Annotated in this window: 10 protein-coding genes; 5 read left to right on the top strand and 5 right to left on the bottom strand. The window is 71.3% G+C overall.

From position 1 onward, the window contains the following. The first annotated feature begins 81 nt into the window (after positions 1-81). On the top strand, positions 82-4,011 hold the full coding sequence (gene fxsT, locus BLW85_RS32230; protein ID WP_107409218.1) for an FxSxx-COOH system tetratricopeptide repeat protein: 3,930 nt from the start codon (positions 82-84) through the stop codon (positions 4,009-4,011). Between the two features lie 139 nt (positions 4,012-4,150). Here fxsT and BLW85_RS32225 read toward each other — a convergent pair whose 3' ends face one another. The 3 genes from BLW85_RS32225 to BLW85_RS32220 form a co-directional block, all read right to left on the bottom strand. Beyond that, positions 4,151-6,007: an HEXXH motif domain-containing protein gene (locus BLW85_RS32225; RefSeq protein WP_074994555.1), complete on the bottom strand. Its 1,857-nt coding sequence runs from the start codon at positions 6,005-6,007 to the stop codon at positions 4,151-4,153. A gap of 36 nt (positions 6,008-6,043) precedes the next feature. Beyond that, entirely contained in the window at positions 6,044-6,208 is a 165-nt protein-coding gene (locus BLW85_RS39575; protein ID WP_167381444.1) for a hypothetical protein, read from the bottom strand. A 127-nt stretch (positions 6,209-6,335) separates the two neighbouring features. Then, the gene (locus BLW85_RS32220) at positions 6,336-7,397 is read right to left on the bottom strand and encodes an effector-associated domain 2-containing protein (protein WP_074994552.1); all 1,062 of its coding nucleotides are present in this window, start codon (positions 7,395-7,397) and stop codon (positions 6,336-6,338) included. A 592-nt stretch (positions 7,398-7,989) separates the two neighbouring features. Here BLW85_RS32220 and BLW85_RS32215 point away from each other — a divergent pair. The 4 genes from BLW85_RS32215 (at position 7,990) to BLW85_RS32200 (ending at position 15,492) form a co-directional block, all read left to right on the top strand. Then, the gene (locus BLW85_RS32215) at positions 7,990-9,573 is read left to right on the top strand and encodes a glycoside hydrolase family 27 protein (RefSeq protein ID WP_074994549.1); all 1,584 of its coding nucleotides are present in this window, start codon (positions 7,990-7,992) and stop codon (positions 9,571-9,573) included. Between the two features lie 217 nt (positions 9,574-9,790). After that, entirely contained in the window at positions 9,791-11,311 is a 1,521-nt protein-coding gene (locus BLW85_RS32210; protein ID WP_074994547.1) for an arabinofuranosidase catalytic domain-containing protein, read from the top strand. A 152-nt stretch (positions 11,312-11,463) separates the two neighbouring features. Then, positions 11,464-12,903 (top strand): lectin, encoded by a 1,440-nt coding sequence (locus BLW85_RS32205; RefSeq protein WP_074996283.1) that lies wholly within the window; start codon positions 11,464-11,466, stop codon positions 12,901-12,903. A gap of 180 nt (positions 12,904-13,083) precedes the next feature. After that, positions 13,084-15,492, top strand: coding sequence for a ricin-type beta-trefoil lectin domain protein (locus BLW85_RS32200; protein ID WP_074994544.1), 2,409 nt, complete (start codon positions 13,084-13,086; stop codon positions 15,490-15,492). A gap of 227 nt (positions 15,493-15,719) precedes the next feature. Here BLW85_RS32200 and BLW85_RS32195 read toward each other — a convergent pair whose 3' ends face one another. Together BLW85_RS32195 and BLW85_RS40645 are read right to left on the bottom strand one after the other, a co-directional pair. Continuing rightward, on the bottom strand, positions 15,720-17,159 hold the full coding sequence (locus BLW85_RS32195) for a glycoside hydrolase family 10 protein (protein WP_074994542.1): 1,440 nt from the start codon (positions 17,157-17,159) through the stop codon (positions 15,720-15,722). A gap of 73 nt (positions 17,160-17,232) precedes the next feature. Then, positions 17,233-17,355 carry a hypothetical protein gene (locus BLW85_RS40645; RefSeq protein ID WP_279628620.1) on the bottom strand — a complete coding sequence of 41 codons (123 nt, stop codon included), beginning with the start codon at positions 17,353-17,355 and terminating at the stop codon, positions 17,233-17,235. Positions 17,356-17,502 lie beyond the last annotated feature (147 nt).

The following is a 17,502-nucleotide window of genomic DNA, read 5'->3' as shown; positions in this document are numbered from 1 at the left end:
GGTCCGTGGATGTCACGCATGCCTGGAGTCTGCGGGACTCCACCGCACTCTCACCGTCACTTCGGCGCCTTGAGAGCACTCATGCACGATGACGACGAACAGCGACCGGAACGGGCCCGCCGGGAGGCCGCCCGTGTGCTGAGCCGGCTCGGGCGGGAGGCCGCCGAGGCGGTGCTCGTCGTCGACGCGCATCCCACGATGCGGGTGTGGGACCAAGCGGTCGAGGACGATCTGGTCCGGGAACTGGAGCGGGCGGGGCGGTTCGGCCGGGTGCGGGTGGTGCGGCTGCTGGGCACCGACGAGACGGACCCGTCGCAGGTGTGCGCCGAGGAGCCGCTCGGCCCGGCGCCCGCGGACGCGCGCCGGGTGGTGCTGGTGCTGACCGACGGCATCGCCACGGGCTGGCGGCTGGGCACGGTGCATCCGCTGCTGCGCGACTGGGGGCGGGCGCAGCCGGTCGCCGTGGTGCAGATGCTGCCCCCGCACCTGTGGTTCCGCACCGGCCTCGACGTGTACCGGGTGCGCATCCGGGCCCCCCGCCCCTGGGTGGCCAACAGCGCCTGGTGCTGGGCGGAGCGGGAGGCCCCGGCGGACGCGGCGGGCGTGGCCGGGACCGGGGCGGAGGGGGCGGCCCCCGTCGTCGTCCCCGTGCTGGCCCTGACCGAGCGCTGGGCCGCCGCGCTGGCCCGGCTGGTGTCCGGCGCCGAACCGGAGTGGCTGGACCTGTCCGCCGTACCGGCGCGGGAGTGGAAGAGCAGGCCGGACGCGGCCCGCGCGCTGCCCTGGGCGCAGGACGTGCCCGATCCGCACAGCCCCGTGCCCGCCGCCGACCGGGTCTCCGACTTCCGGGCCGCCGCCAGCCCCACGGCGTTCACCCTCGCCACCCGGCTGGCCGCCGCGCCGCTCAGCCTGCCCGTCATCCAAACCGTGGTCGCGGCCACCCCGGACGCCGGCCCGGTGCACGTCTGCGAACTGCTGATGAGCGGACTGGCCCGGCCCGTCCCGGCGAGCGGCGACGGCCCGGCCGACGTGCTGTTCGACTTCGCCCCCGATGTCCGCGAGGAACTGCTCGCGCTGGGGCGCCGCAGCGCCACCGCACGAGTGCTGTACGACGTCCGGGGGTTACTGGCGGGGGACGGGACGGACCGTGCCCTGCTGCCCTCCCCGGACGAACCACTGGACACCCTGGCGATGCCCCGCGTCAACAGCCGCAACATCGCCTTCCTCCGTGTGGAGCTGACCGCTCTGCGCGCGCTGTCGGGGCGCTACGACCAGCGTGCCGCCATGTTGGCCAAGGTGTTGAGCTGGCACGATCGGCGATACGCAGTCAGCCTGGAAAAGCCGTTACGCACGTCCACGGGATCCGTGCCCCCCGCCTCGGCCTCGGCGGCGGCAGGACACGCCGCCGAGCCGGAATCCCGGACCGTTTCCGAAGGAGCCACATCGATGCCGACACCGCACCAGGAGACCGTGGAGGGAGAGCGCACCGCGCAGCCGCGCGTCTGGGGGAACCTGCCGCCGCGCAACCCCAACTTCACCGGACGCGACGCCCTGCTGGAGCTGCTCGACCAGCGGCTGCGGGAGGGCACCACCACGGTGCTGCCGGAAGCGATCCACGGGATGGGCGGTGTCGGCAAGACCCAGCTCGCGATCGAGTACGCCTACCGGCACCAGTCCGAGTACGACGTCGTGTGGTGGATCCCCTCCGAGCGGCCCGGGCAGATCGGCCAGGCCCTGGTGGAACTGGCGCAGCGGCTGGGCCTGGTGACGACCACCGAGGCCAACATCGCCGGACCCGCCGTCCGGGAGGCGCTGCGCGAGGGCCGGCCGTACGCCCGCTGGCTGCTCATCTTCGACAACGCCGACAACCCCGAGCAGGTGCGCCACTACTTCCCGCAGGGCGGCCACGGCACCATCCTGGTGACCTCCCGCAACCGGCGCTGGGGGCAGGTGGGCGGCTCCCTCGAGGTGGACGTGTTCACCCGTGAGGAGAGCAAGGAGCTGCTGCGCCGCTCGGGGCCCCCGCTGCGGGACGAGGAGGCGGACGCGCTGGCCGAGGCGCTCGGCGACCTGCCGCTCGCCCTCGAACAGGCGGCGGCCTGGCGGGCGGAGACCGGGATGCCCGCCTCCGAGTACCTGCGGCTGTTCGAGAGCAAGCGGATGGAACTCCTCGAGGTCGCCCCGCCGCCGGACTACCAACTGCCCGTCGCCGCGGCCTGGAACGTCTCCCTCGACCACCTGGAGACCCGCAGCCCCGCCGCGCTGCGACTGCTCCAGCTGTGCTCCTACTTCGCGCCCGACCCGATCTCCCGGTCGATCTTCTCCGGCCTCGGCAACAGCAGCATCTTCCCCGAGCTGGACGCCGCGCTGAACGACCCGATCCGGCTGGCCCGCGCCATAAGAGAGGTGAACCGCTACTCGCTGGCCCGGATCGACCACCGGACCAACTCCATCGAGATGCACCGCCTGGTGCAGCTCGTCCTCAACAACCGGATGACGCCCGAGGAGCAGGTCCGGATGCGCCACGGGGCGCACACCCTGCTGGCCGCCGCCGACCCCAAGGCACCGATGGAGCCGACGAGTTGGCCCCGGTACGCGGAGCTGTACAGCCATGTCATCGCCGCCGACGCGATCCGCTCGGACCAGCCCTGGGTACGGCAGCTCGTGCACAACATCGCCCAGTACCTGTACTGGTGGGGCGACCACGACGTGTCGCTGGACTTCTCCGAGCAGGCGTGGCGGGCCTGGCTGGAGATCTTCGGCGAGGAGGACCAGCAGACGCTGCTGATGGGGCAGTGGCTGTGCTTCATGTACTGGGTGGTCGGCCGGTTCGACGACGCGGCCCGGCTGGTGCTCCACCTCAGGGAGGTGTACGAGCGCACCGCCCCCGCCGACGGCGAGGACAACCGCGAGGACGCCCTCGACGCACTCCAGCTGGAGGCGGCCGTACGCCGGGTGGAGGGCAGGTTCGCCACCGCCGCGGAGCTGGACCGGACCGCGTACGAGCGGGCGCACCGGGCGTTCGGCGAGGACGACCCGACCACGCTCAACATCGCCCACAACCTCTGTGTGAGCCTGCGCCTGGTCGGTGACTTCAAGGGGGCCCTCGAACTCGACCGCAGGACCCTGTCGCTGAAGCTGCGGCTGTACGGCCGGGAGGACCGGCGGACGCTGCACTCCGAGAACCACGTGGCCATCGACGTGCGCGAGACCGGGGACTACGTCGGTGCGCGCGCGCTGCACGAGTCCATGCTCAGCGCCTACCAGGACGTCTTCGGTCAGGGCAACCCCGCCACCATCGAGGCCAAGCGGCAGCTCAGCGAGTCCTCCCGCAAGGCCGGCGACCACGCGCGGTCGCTGGAGCTGGCCACGGAAGCGTACGCCCAGTTCACCCGCCGGTACGGCGAGACGCACCCGCAGTCGCTGGCCGCGGCGCTGGCCCTGTCGATGGCGCTGCGGCAGAACGGCGATCTCCAGGCCGCCCGCACCCGGGGCGTCAAGGCGTGTGAGGGCTACCGGCAGATCTACGACCCGCACCACCCGCACGTCCTGTCCGCGGACGTCGACCTCGCCGTCACCCTGCGACTGCTCGGGCAGCCCGAGGAGGCGCGGCGGCTGGACGAGGCGGCGCTCGGCTCGCTCGCCGACGGGCTCGGCGCGGGGCACCCGCTGGCCCTCGTCTGCGCCATCAACCTGGCGAGCGACCTCGCCGCGCTGGGCCGGCCCGAGGAGGCGCGGCGCCGGGGCGAGGACACCCTGGCCCTGTGCCGGGTCGCGTACGGCGAGGACCACCCGACGACGCTGGCCTGCGCGGCCAACCTGTCGCTGGACCTCCTCGCGGTGGGCGAGGACGCCGCGTGCGCGGCGCTGCGCGAGGACACCCTGACCCGCATGGAACGGGTGCTGGACGCCCCCCGCCTCCAGTCCGACTCCGGCACCCGCCACCCGGCCACGGTGCAGTTCCGCGACCGTCAGCGAGCCAACTGCGACATCGACCCGCTGCCGTTGTGAGCCCGCGCGGGGCGGTGCCCCGCCGGCCTGCGTGACGGAAGCCGGGCACGGTCACGGGACCGCGCCCGGCCCCGGTGGTCGCGGCGGCCGCCCCGGGCCGGGGCTCGCCCGAGCCGGACGGCCACGCGCGCGGAAAGCGTCAGGCGCCCAGCCAGGACGCCAGGCGTACCGGGTCCACGCGGTGGCCGGCCGGTGTTCGCAGGGCGTCGTGGACGGCGCGGGCGCGTTCGGGGTGGAGCAGGAGCAGCCGGGCGGCGGCCTGGTGGGCGGGGTCGTGCGCGAGGGCGCGGCCCAGGCCGGGCCAGGCGGACACGGGTGCGTCCCCGCCCGACAGCCGGGCGGTGAACGCGGCGCGCGCTCCGGTGTGGTCGTCGCGGGCCAGCAGGACCTCGGCCGCGTCGGCTCCCGCCACCGCCCGGGCTCCCCCGGGGTCGCGCCAGGCCCCGTCCGGATCGCCGAGCCGGTGCCGGGCCAGGACGGCGGCGCCGTCCATGAAGCGGACCGCGGTGTCGGGGACCAGCAGGGGCGGTGCCGCGAGGGCGGTCGGCGGGCGGGGATCGCCGCGGTGCCAGGCGCGGACCGCCGCCTCCACCGCCTCGGCCGGGGGCCGCAGATGGTGGGCCCGCCAGCGGGCCCGGTGGTCGTCCGCGGCCTCCCGCGCCAGGCGCAGCTCCGTCGCGGGCACCTCGTCGGCCATCCACTCGGCGCAGCGTTCGGTCAGGCACTCGACCACGTACCGCCCGAGCGGGGTCAGCCGCTCGTGTCCGCGCACCGTGGTCAGCGCGGCCCACACCTGGGCGCGCCACAGCGCGAACTCGAAGTGCGCGAGGGGCGCGTAGGCCGGGTCGGCGCTGTGCCGGTGGGCGCGCCAGAAGCGGGTGACGCCGAAGAAGGCGTAGATGCCCTGGAGCAGTCCGCCGAGCGGGCGCGGGTCGTCGCGCCAGGGGGCGTAGAGCAGGGTGTCCGGCCCCTCGGGGTCGGCCGCCTCGCTCAGCGGCTCCAGGTGCATCAGGGCGCCCAGCTTGGTGTGCTGGAACTCGTGCACCAGGGTCGCGGCGAGCTGGGCGGCGTCGTCCGGCCGGGACGCCGTGACCCCGCCGAACGCGTCACCGGCCGTGCTGCTGTGCGGCCGAAACCTTTCTCTCCTGGGTGTCGGCGCCACCGACATCAGGCCGGTCCGCATCGCCTCGACGCTCCCCGTCTCGTCGCGCAGCAGCATCCGCCATGCCTCGGCGAGCAGCGACTCCCAGTGGGCCGCCTCGGTCGGGGACAGCAGGCTGGGCTCGCTCGGGTGGGGGAACGTCCGGTAGGGGTCCAGCTCCTCCAGCACAACGGTCTTGGCCCGTGCCCCGGTCTCCAGCGTCGTGCGGCGCACCGGTATCCAGTCCCGTCCGTGCCGCTCCCGGTCGGCGGGGACCTCGACCTCGCCGGCCGCCCCGGTGACCCACAGCCGCCCCTCGCGTCCGGTGACCCTCGCGGTGCCCCAGGGCTCGGGGGCGTCCAGCACCGCGCAGCCCAGGGTGGGCAGCGGCACCAGTCCGCGCCGCACCGGCACGGTGATGGAGAAGTCCAGCCCGGCCCGTGCCGCGACCGCCGCCGCGAGCGCCGCCAGATGGCCGAGGACCACCCAGTGCGGCGCGTTCTCGTAGGGCCGGCCCCGGATGCGGCGCACCGCGAGCGAGACCCACATGCCGGTGTTCGGGGACATCAGCACGTCCTCGCACACCTCGGGCGCCTGCCGCTGGGCGTGTTCCAGCAGGTCCCAGGCCTCGGCGAACCAGGCCAGGTCCTGCGGTCGCGCGCCGCCCCGGTCGAGTCCGTTGCGCAGCGCCCTCAGCAGCAGGAGCCTGCGGCTGCGTTCCGCGCGCAGCAGTTCCGCGATGACCGTGCCGTCGCCCTCGCCGTGGGCGAGGGCCCGGACACCTGCTGCCGAAAGCCGGTGGAACGGGAGGTGTTCCCCCGTCTGTTCCCCCGTGGTCGTGGCATCAGCGGCCACGTGTCCCCCACAGCACCCTGCTGATCACCTCGTCGCTCAGTCGAAGCGGGACGGGCTGTATGACACCGTGATGGCCTGCGGGCCGTCGATGTGGTGCAGCAGCTGCTCCAGAGACTCGGTGAACGTGCCGCCCTCCATGGAGCGCAGTGTTTCGAGGGAGATGCCCGAGAGATCGACGAGGCCGGACTCGATGGCAGGCATCGGATGCTCCACGGCTGCCAAGTCCCCTCCCATACCTACGAGTTATGCATTACCGATGTCTCGACCAGCATGACCCAGCGCCGCACGGCCCGCAACCCTGCGACCTGTCGGGGCCCGCGAGTTCGAGTCAGCCGCGGCGCCGGGCGAGCCGGGCCGCCGCGTCGTCCACCCGGTCCATCTCGACCGAGGGGCCTTCCAGCAGGCGTACGGCTTCCAGGAGTTGATCGAGGGTGCCGGGATAGCGCAGACAGGTGCGCACGATGCCGTAGACGTCCATCCGCAGCCGGGGGTCGCGGGGACTGTTGGCCGCCACCCGGTCGCTGATGCCGTCCAGGACGAGCCCCATGCCGTTGCCGCCGCGCAGTGCCGGTACGGCCGTCAACGCGTCCACCAGTTCGGCCAGTTCACGCAGCGGAAGGTCGGGGGGCAGCCCCGCGAGGCCGGTCACCGGGCGGCGTCCCGTGCTTCCGTCGGCGGTGCCGAGCGCCTCGCGCGGGGGCAGCCCGGCGCAGCGCCGGAGCAGGGCCAGTTCGGCCGGGGCCAGCGCGTCGTACCAGCGCTCCACCCGGCCCGCCGCGAGCCTGCCCAGGCCGTCGGACCGGTGGTGCGCGCCCACCATGCCGATCACCGCGCCCCCGCACCACACGAGCGCGCCCGACATGCCCTCCCAGGGGGAGCGGTGCGGCTCGCTGTCACCGGGCGGCACCGCGACCGCCAACTCCAGTGTCCCTTCACGGCGGTTGGACAGCACGGAGACCGAGCCGGCGACATGGCAGGAGTCCCGGTACCGGCCGGGCGCGCCGTCCCCGGCGTCCTCCCGCAGCTTGAAGCGGGGGAACCCCATCGCGCTGAAGGCCAGCACCACGTCCTCGTCGGGCACGGCGGCGTAACGGGGCGGCTCGACGGCGCCCCGGCCGTCCGGTACGGCCGTGATCTCCAGCAGCGCCACATCGGCGGCCGGGGCGCACAGCACCACCCGGGCGTCGGCACCCCACTCCCCCGGCATGTCCGCGTCGAACCGGACCCGCACCGCCGCCTCCCGGCCCGCCACGACATGCGCGGCCGTCAGCACCCAGCGCTCCCCGACCCGGTACCCGGACCCACGCCGCCCCGGCGGACCGCCCTGCCCCGCCACCAGGACCTCCGCGACCCGCGAGGCCTCCAGCCCCTCTTCCCCCGCCGTCCTCACCCCCGTCCTCTACCCCTCACCCCCCGGCACTACGCGACACCGCCGCGACGCCGGAAGCGGCACGGCCCTGCGTCCTCGCGCCGCCGGGAGCCGGCACCGGGACGGGCGCCGACCGCACGCCGCGCCCGGGGGGTGAATCCAGACCTCCTCGCGCAAGCCCACGGCAATGCCGTCCAGACCCTTGAGTCCGCCCCCGCTGTGTGCCAGCCTCCTTTTCAACAACAGCAAACATTTCATTTGGAATTACGCACACTTTCCGTCGGAGAGCGACACGTGAGATCACGTCCCCCGGGAGTTCGTGACTGCCGACCGTAGAGGTGTGACCCTGGAGCGATCCCACCTCGACGAAGGCGGACTTGGCCCCGAGAACGACGGACGGCCCCGGCGCGTCCTGGAGCCGACCGCTTGCGCCACGCCTTCCGACGGTGCACCAACCCGGCTCCCGCGCGTGCACGGGTGACCGGGTGAACCACCCCCTGCGCCCCACCGGCTCCGCTCCCAGGAGCAACTCGTTTCCGGAGGTCCACGGACGATGCCCGCACACATTCCCCCCGCACGACGAAGGCTGCGCCATCTGGCGCGCCGGTCGCGGATGTTAGCGCTCACAGCGGCCGGCGCCCTTCTCGCGTTCGCGCTCCCCCTGCTCGCTGTCGGTACGGCCCAGCCCGCGGCCGCGCTGGGCAACGGCCTGGCGCTGACGCCGCAGATGGGGTTCAACGACTGGAACGCCTACGGCTGCAACGTCTCCGAGTCGCTCATCAAGTCCACCGCGCAGGCGATGCACACCAACGGCATGCAGGCGGCGGGCTACACGTACGTCAACATCGACGACTGCTGGATGACGCACTCCCGGGACTCCTCGGGCCGGCTGGTTCCCGATCCGGCGAAGTTCCCGGACGGCATCAAGGGGACCGCCGACTACGTCCACTCGCTCGGTCTCAAGCTGGGCATCTACGAGGACGCCGGCACCGCCACCTGTGCCGGCTACCCCGGCAGTCTCGGTCACGAGACCACCGACGCCCAGTCCTTCGCCTCCTGGGGCGTCGACTACCTGAAGTACGACAACTGCAACAACAACGGAGTGGCCGCGCAGACCCGCTACACCGCGATGCGCGACGCCCTCGCCGCGACCGGCCGGCCCATCCTGTACAGCCTGTGCAACTGGGGCCAGGACAACGTGTGGACCTGGGGCGCGAACGTCGGCAACAGCTGGCGCACCACCGGGGACATCACCGCGAGCTACTCCAGCATGCTCTCGATCTTCCACTCGAACGTGGGTCTGGCCTCCTACGCCGGCCCCGGCCACTGGAACGACCCGGACATGCTGGAGGTCGGCAACAGCGGCCTGTCGGACACCGAGGCCCGCTCGGAGTTCAGCCTGTGGGCCGAGATGGCGGCCCCGCTCATCGCCGGCACGAACCTGACCTCCGCCTCCTCCGCCACGTTGGCCACCTACACCAACTCCCGTGTGATCGCGGTGGACCAGGACTCGTTGGGCAGGCAGGGAACCATGGTGTCCTCCTCGAACGGCCTGGACGTCCTGGCCAAACCGCTCGCGAACGGCGACGTGTCCGTCGTCCTGTTCAACGAGACCGGGTCGACCGCGACCATCAGCACCACCGCGAACGCAGTCGGCAAGACCGGCGCCGCCGGCTACACGCTGACCGACCTGTGGTCCGGGGCGACATCGACCACCTCCGGCACGATCAGCGCGTCGGTCCCGGCGCATGGGGTGGTCATGTACCGGGTCGCCGGTGGCAGCAGCACCGGAGGCGGGGATGCCACCGGCGAGATCCACGCGGTGGGCGCCGGCAAGTGCCTGGACGTACCCGACTCGGCCACCACCGCGGGCACCCAGGTCGAGATCTGGACCTGCGGCGGCGGAGCCAACCAGCTCTGGACGCACACCTCCTCCCAGCAGCTGACCGTCTACTCGGGCAGCTCCCAGATGTGCCTTGACGCCTACGACAACCAGACCGCGCCCGGCACCAAGGTGGAGATCTGGCAGTGCAACGGCCAGACCAACCAGCAGTGGAGGATCAACTCCGACGGCACCATCACCGGGGTCCAGTCCGGACTCTGCCTGGACGTCACCGGCGGCTCCACCGCCAACGGTGCGCTGGCCGAACTGTGGACCTGCAACGGACAGGACAACCAGCGGTGGAACCTGAGTTGAGCCTGCCGGAACTGCCGTAGGAATCGCCGTCCGGGCTCCGGGCTCCGGGGCCCGGACGGCCTCGGCACACCGTTTCCCGTGTGGACGACCTGAGACGCTCTCGTGCCCACGAGGCCCTGCCGCTCGTCGTCCGGCAGCGGCCCCGGGCGTGTACGCCCGATCCGGGGCCGGCCCGCGTGGCCGCCGTCGTCCCCCCACTCCTTCGAAGGAGGCATCCATGTACGACAGCAGGTCCTTCCCCCTCACCGGCTTACGCCGCGTCAGACCCCTCGGCGTCGTCCTGCTGGTCCTGGTGATGGCGGCGGTGTTCTTTGGCGGTCGGGCCGCCGCGAGCGGCCCGACCGAGCGGACGGCGAAGGTCACGGCGGCCGCGGCGGCAACGCTGCCCTGTGACATCTACGCCGCCGGCGGCACCCCTTGTATCGCCGCGCACTCCACGACCCGGGCGCTGTTCGCCGCCTACAACGGACCGCTGTACCAGGTCCAGCGCGCCTCCGACCACGCGTACCACGACGTGGGTCTGCTGTCCGCAGGCGGGTACGCCGACGCGTCGGCCCAGACCTCCTTCTGCGCCGGAACCTCCTGCACGATCACCAAGATCTACGACCAGAGCAGCCGGCACAACGACATGCCCATCTCCTGGGGCGGCTACTGGAGCGGCCCGGGAGCGGGCGGGGCCGACGTGGGTGCCGACGCCGCGGCCCTGCCCGTCACCGCCGGCGGCCACCAGGTCTTCGGCGTCAAGGTGACGCCCGGCGTGGGATACCGGATCGACAACGCCAGCGGTGCCCCCACCGGCTCCCAGCCCGAGGGCATCTACATGGTGACCTCGTCCAACTACACCAACCAGTGGTGCTGCTTCGACTACGGCAGCGGCGAGAACACGCACACCGACACCGGTAACGCCACGATGAACGCCATCTACTGGGGCAATGCCTGCTGGTTCGGCAACTGCGTCGGCACGGGCCCCTGGGTCGAGGCCGACCTGGAGAACGGCATGTTCCACACCGGGAGCGGCTCCAACAAGGACCCCGACAACCAGGGCGTCCACCATCCCTTCGTCAGTGCCTGGGAGAAGAACAACGGAACGAGCAACTTCACCTTGAAATACGGAGACGCCACCAACGGCGGGCTGACCACCACCTATTCCGGGGGACTACCGAGTGGCTATTCACCCATGAAGACCGACAGTTCCCTGCTGCTGGGTACGGGCGGTGACAACAGCGTGTCCGGGCAGGGGGAGTTCTTCGAGGGCGCCATCACCGCGGGCTTCCCGTCGGACGCCACCGAGAACGCGGTGCAGGCCGCCATCACCGCGGCCGCCTACGGCGGCGGTTCCACCGCAGGGGGCCAGGCCACCGCGCTGCGCAACGGCAACGCCAACCGCTGCCTGGACGTCCCCAACCTCAGCCAGGCCAACGGCATCCAGACCGAACTGTGGGACTGCAACGGCGGCAGCAACCAGCAGTGGACGCCAACCGGCGCCAAGGAACTTCGCGTCTACGGCACCAAGTGCCTGGACGACGAGGCCAACGGCACGGCGAACGGCACCCGGGCGATCATCTGGGACTGCACCGGCGGCAGCAACCAGCAGTGGAACCTCAACTCCGACGGCAGCATCACCAACGTCAGATCCGGCCTGTGCCTGGACGCCAGCGGCAACGGCACCGCCAACGGCACCATGGTCCAGCTGTGGCAGTGCACCGGCGGCAGCAACCAGAAGTGGACCCGTGGCTGATCACCGGCCCGGGCCCTGCCGGCTCTCCGCCCCCTTCACCCCCTTTGTCCCCCAAGCCTGTGAGGATCAGGACAATGCTTCCGTTAGCCGTTTCCCACCGGGGCGCCGCGGTGAGAAGACGCCGCTCCCCGACAGCCGCCGTCGCCTGTGTGATGGCACTGCTGGCCACGATGCTGGCGACGGCGCTGACATGGTCGGCGCCGGCGTCCGCGGCGGCGGTACCGCTGGTGAGTTCGGCCTCGAGCCGGTGTCTCGACGTCAAGGGCGGCGTCGACACGGCCGGCACCGCCCTGGAGATCTGGGACTGCAACGGCCAGGCGAACCAGGCGTTCGAGTTCTCGTCGTCCGGTGAGCTGAGGACCATGGGCGGCACCCGGTGCGTGGACGCCTCCAACGCCCAGACCACGCCGGGAACCCAGGTGATCATCTGGACCTGCAACGGCCAGTCCAACCAGCAGTGGCGGCACAACTCCGACGGGTCCGTCACAGGAGTGCAGTCGGGACTGTGTCTGGACGTCAGCGGGGCCGGCACCGCCAACGGGACCGCGGTCGTCCTGTGGACCTGCAACGGCCAGAGCAACCAGAAATGGAGCGTGTCGTCGCCGACGACACCGCCGTCGGCAGGCGGCCCGCACTCCTGCGACATCTACGCCGCGGGCGGTACGCCCTGTGTGGCCGCGCACAGTACGGTCCGCGCGCTGTACGCCTCCTACAGCGGCAACCTGTACCAGGTCAGGCGCTCGTCGGACAACGCGACCAGGGACATCGGAGTACTCGCGCCCGGCGGCTACGCCAACGCGGCGGCGCAGGACTCGTTCTGCTCGGGCACCGCTTGCGTGATCACCGTGGTCTACGACCAGTCGGGGCACGGCAACGACCTGTGGTACCAGGGCTCGGCACAGGTTCCCGGATCGAGTCAGAGCAGTCCGGCGAAGGCGACCTCGGAGTCGCTGACGGCCGGCGGCACCAAGGCGTACTCGCTGTACATCAACCCGGGCAACAGCTATTGGCGGGACGGCCACCTGACAGGTGTGCCGACCGGCAGCGCGCCCGAGGGCGCGTACATGGTCACCAGCGGCACCCACGTGAACAACGGCTGCTGCTTCGACTACGGCAACAGTGAGACGACACGCAAGGCCGACGCCGCCGGTGCCATGGACGCGATCAACTTCGGCACCGAGTGCTGGTTCGGCGGCTGCTCGGGCAGCGGACCCTGGGTCCAGGCGGACCTCGAATGGGGTCTCTACTCCGGGGGCAGCCAGTCCTGGAACACCGGCCAGCGCGCCTTCACCGGCAAGTTCGTCACCGCCATGCTGAAGAACGACGGCACGTCGAGATTCGCCCTCAAGGGCGGTGACGCGCAGTCCGGTGGCCTCACCACCGTGTGGGACGGCAAACTGCCCAGCGGCTACAGCCCCATGAAGAAGCAAGGGGCCATCGTGCTGGGAAGCGGTGGTGACTGCTGCAAGCCAGGCGGCGGCGCCAACCTGAGCGCCGGCACTTTCTACGAAGGGGCGGTCGTCGCGGGATACCCGTCCGACGCGACGGACAACGCGGTGCAGTCCGACGTCACCGCTGCCGACTACCGCTGACGCCGGACCATATACGCGGGGAAGGCGGCGGTCCTCAGGCCGGCCCGGAGGACCGCCACGTGATCTCCCTCGACGCCCCCCAGGCGCCTCGGCAACCGACGGCGCGCGCCCTCGTCGAGCCGTAAACCGGCAGCAGCGGCTCTCGCAGGCAAGGCACCTTCGCCCCCGAAAGGAAACCACGTGTCAGCTTTCAGCCGGTTGCTCCGGCGCTTACGCACGTCGACGGCCGTGCTCGTCGGCCTCGTCCTGGCCGCCGGCGGCATGGTCACCGGCATCGCCGAGCCGGCCCACGCGGCCGACTCGATCACGATCAACGGCTCCTCCGGAGGCCGCACGTTCGACGGAGTGGGCGCGATCAGCGGCGGCGGCGGCAACAGCAGGCTCCTGATCGACTATCCCGAGCCGCAGCGAGGCCAGATCCTGGACTACCTCTTCCGGCCCGGTTACGGCGCCTCCCTGCAGATCCTCAAGACCGAGATCGGAGGTGACACGAACTCCACGTCGGGGGCCGAACCGAGCCACGAGCACACGCGGGGGGACCTGAACTGCGGCCGGGGCTACGAGTGGTGGCTGATGGAGCAGGCCAAGGCCCGCAACCCGAACATCAAGCTGTACGGCCTCGCCTGGGGCGCGCCCGGCTGGATAGGCAACGGCAACTTCTGGTCCACCGACATGATCGACTACCTGGTCTCCTGGCTGGGCTGTGCCAAGCAGCACGGGCTGACCATCGACTACCTGGGCGGATGGAACGAGCGCGGCTACAACGTCTCCTGGTACGAGCAACTGCGCGCGGCGCTCGACAGCAACGGCTATGGCAGCATCAAGATCGTCGGAGCCGACTCCGACTGGTCCATCGCGAACGACGTGAACTCCGACCCGGCCTTCTCCTCCTCGGTCGACATCATCGGCACCCACTACCCCTGCGGTTACCGTTCCGCGCAGACCGATTGCGGTGTCCCGTCGTCCGCCACGTCGTCCGGCAAGCAGCTGTGGGCCAGCGAGAACGGCTCCGACGACTACAACTCCGGAGCCAACGCGATGGCCCGCGGCATCAACCGCGGCTACATCGACGGCAAGATGACCGCGTACCTCAACTGGCCCGTCGTCGCCGCGCTCACGCCGAACCTGCCGTACCCCACCATGGGTCTCGCGCTCACCCCGCAGCCGTGGTCCGGCTACTACGCGATCGGCAGGAACGCCTGGGTGACGGCCCAGACCACCCAGTTCACCGCCCCCGGCTGGCAGTACCTCGACTCCTCCAGCGGCTACATCGGCGGCAACCGCGGCAACGGCAGCTACGTCTCGCTGAAGTCCACGAACAGGTCCGACTACTCCACGGTCATCGAGACCATGGACGCGACCGGCGCCCAGACGCTGAACTTCAACGTCACCGGCGGTCTGTCCACCGGTACCGTCCACGTGTGGTCGACCAATGTCAACTCCGCCAACCAGGCCGACTACTTCGTGCACTCCGCCGACATCACCCCGTCGAACGGCGGCTTCAGCCTGACCGTGCAGCCCGGCCGTGTCTACACGATCACCACCACCACGGGCCAGGGCAAGGGGAGCGCCGCAGGACCGGCCCGGAGCGCGATGAGCCTGCCCTACGGCGACACCTTCGACGGTTACACCACCGGCGCCGAGGCGAAGTACCTCATGGACTGGCAGGGCGCCTTCGAGGTCACGGCCTGCGGCGGCGGACGCGGCGGCAAGTGCGTGCGGCAGATGAGCGCGCAGGCACCGATCACCTGGGACCCGCTCACCGATCCGCACGCCCTGCTCGGCGACCTCGGCTGGAGCGACTACACCGTCTCCTCCGACGTCCTTCTCGAGAAGTCCGGATACGCCGAACTCCTCGGCCGGGCCAACACCCAGAGCTACAGCGGGGCCGCCGGCCTGAACGCCTACCACCTGCGCGTGAGCGACACCGGAGCCTGGTCGGTCCTCCGCACCGACACCGGCGGCGGCGCGACCACGCTGGCACACGGAACGACCGCGGCGATCGGCACCAACCGGTGGCACACCCTGTCACTCGCCTTCTCCGGCAGCACCATCACCGCCTCGATCGACGGTGCCAGGGTGGGTTCGGCCGACGACTACGGCTACGCGGGCGGACAGGTCGGCTACGCCACCGGCCAGGGCGAGACGGCACAGTTCGACAACCTGTCCATCACCCCCGGCCCGGGCGGATCGGGCGGCGGTACCACCGGCCCCATCACCGGCGTGGGCTCCGGCCGCTGTGTGGACGTGCCCAACCAGTCCCAGACCAACGGAACCCAGGTGGAGCTGTGGGACTGCAACGGCGGCGGCAACCAGCAGTGGACCAGCACGTCGACCGGTGAGCTGCGGGTCTACGGCGGCGACTGCCTGGACGCGGCCGGGCAGGCCACCAGCCCCGGCACCAAGGTGGACATCTACACCTGCGACGGCGGCGGCAACCAGAAGTGGAAACTCAACGCCGACGGCACGATCACCGGCAACCAGTCCGGCCTGTGCCTGGACGCCACCGGCAACGGAACCGCCAACGGCACCCTGCTGGAGCTGTGGACCTGCAACGGCGGCAGCAACCAGCAGTGGACCCGCTACTGATCCCGAACAGGCCGGTCGTCTCGGCGCGACCGGCCCTCCCGTCCGTTCCGCAACGAGTGGACGATCCCCCGAGTACGACATCTCCGAGTCCGTAAGGCAGTCGGCTCCGTCCCGTGATCGGGGCGGAGCCGACTCGTCACCGGGCCGCAGGGGTGGTCCGCACGGGTACCGCCACCGTGTCGGCGCAGCGGTTTCCGTACCGGGCGGCGGCTGCCGTCACGTCAAGGTCAGCCGAGGGTCCATTTCTGGTTGCTCTGGCCGTTGCAGGTCCACAGCTCGACACCGGTGCCGTTGGCGGTGGCCGCTCCCGTGACGTCCAGGCACAGTCCGGACTGGACCCCGGTGACGGTGCCGTCCGAGTTGAGCCTCCACTGCTGGTTCGCACCGCCGTTGCACGGCCAGATGTCCACCTTCGTTCCCGGGGTGGTCTGGTTGTCGTAGGCGTCCAGGCAGCGCTGGGAGGCGCCGGAGAAGACCGTCAGCTGGTTGGCCGAGGTGGCGGACCAGGTCTGGTTGGCCTGCCCGTTGCAATCCCAGATCTGCAGGTTGGTCCCCGCGGTCGTCGTGGAGTTCGGCACGTCGAGACACCGGCCCGCGCTCACCGCGCGCAGCGCGCCGGTGGACCCCCCGCCGCCTCCGGTCGAGGATCCGCCGAGGGCCGTGATCACGGCGCTGTAGGCCGGCTTCTTGTTGCCGTTGCCGTCGAAGAGGAGGGGGCTGTCCCCGGAGCGCCAGGAGTCGCTGTCCCGGATGCCCCAGGTGGTGATCCCTGTGCAGCGGGAGACGTTCATGCACGCCTTGACGGCGTTGGAGTAGGCGGTGGGGGACGCCTGGGCGATGTCGAGCTCGGTCACCTGGACGTCCACGCCGAGGGCCGCGAAGTCGGCCAGAGTGGTCTGGAAGCTGGCGGGCGGTCCGCTGGAGCCGAAGTGGCTCTGGAAGCCGACGCAGTCGATGGGCACACCGCGGGACTTGAAGTCCTTGACCATGTTGTAGACGCCCTGGGTCTTGGCGTCGGACCAGTTCTCGATGTTGTAGTCGTTGTAGCAGAGCTTGGCCGCGGGGTCGGCCGCCCGGGCGGTGCGGAATGCCTCCTCGATGAAGCCGTCGCCGAGCACGTTGTGGAACACCGAGCTGCGCTGCCGGCCGCTGCCGTCGTCGGCGAACGCCTCGTTGACCACGTCCCAGGCATAGATCTTGCCCTTGTAGTGGGTCATCTCGGTGGTGATGTGGTTGTCCATCACACTGCGCAGCGTGGCCGCGTCGGTGATCGAACCGACCCAGCTCGGCAACTGGTTGTGCCAGACCAGGGTGTGGCCGCGCATCCGCTGCCCGTGGGCGGACGCGTGGCTGACGATCTGGTCTCCGGGGCCGAAGTTGAACGATCCGCGGGACGGCTCCGTCGTGTCCCACTTCATCTCGTTCTCCGGGGTGATCGCGTTGAACTCGCGGTCAAGGATGCCGGTGTAGGCCGAGTCACCGAGCTTGCCGGCGGGTACGGCCGTGCCGAAGTAGCGGCCGGACTGCGCCGCCGTGGCCCCCAGCGACCCGGCGTCCACCGCATGGGCACTCGGCGGCGCGGCCAGGAAGGCGACGCAGGCGGTGGCGAGGCCGGCTGCCGCCAGCACCGCTCGTGGGCGTAATCCGCCCAGGACCTGGAACATCATGGATTCTCCTTCACGGGGACAGAGAGGACGGAGAGGACACGGCGGATCGCGTGCCTACCGGTGCGCCGGGGGGTCAGCGCTGGAGGGTGCGGACGCCCGGCCGCCACGGCAGCTGGTCGTAACCGCGGGTCTCATGGGGCGACTTGGCGGTGAACACCCCTGAGATGTGCCTGTGGTTGAGGCTTCGTCTGCGCATGGGGACGTCCTGATCCTCTCGTAGGCGAACGTTGGTGATTTGATCTGTTCATGACATAGCAGGGGGCAGTCCGACCTCTCGGCTGTGAGCCCCTCCCCCCTTCCGCATCGCTCGCCCGGCGGGCGGAGACCTGAAGTTCCGCCCCGC

It is taken from the genome of Streptomyces misionensis (assembly GCF_900104815.1).
Classification (GTDB): domain Bacteria; phylum Actinomycetota; class Actinomycetes; order Streptomycetales; family Streptomycetaceae; genus Streptomyces; species Streptomyces misionensis.
This window is presented reverse-complemented; position numbering and strand designations above follow the sequence as displayed.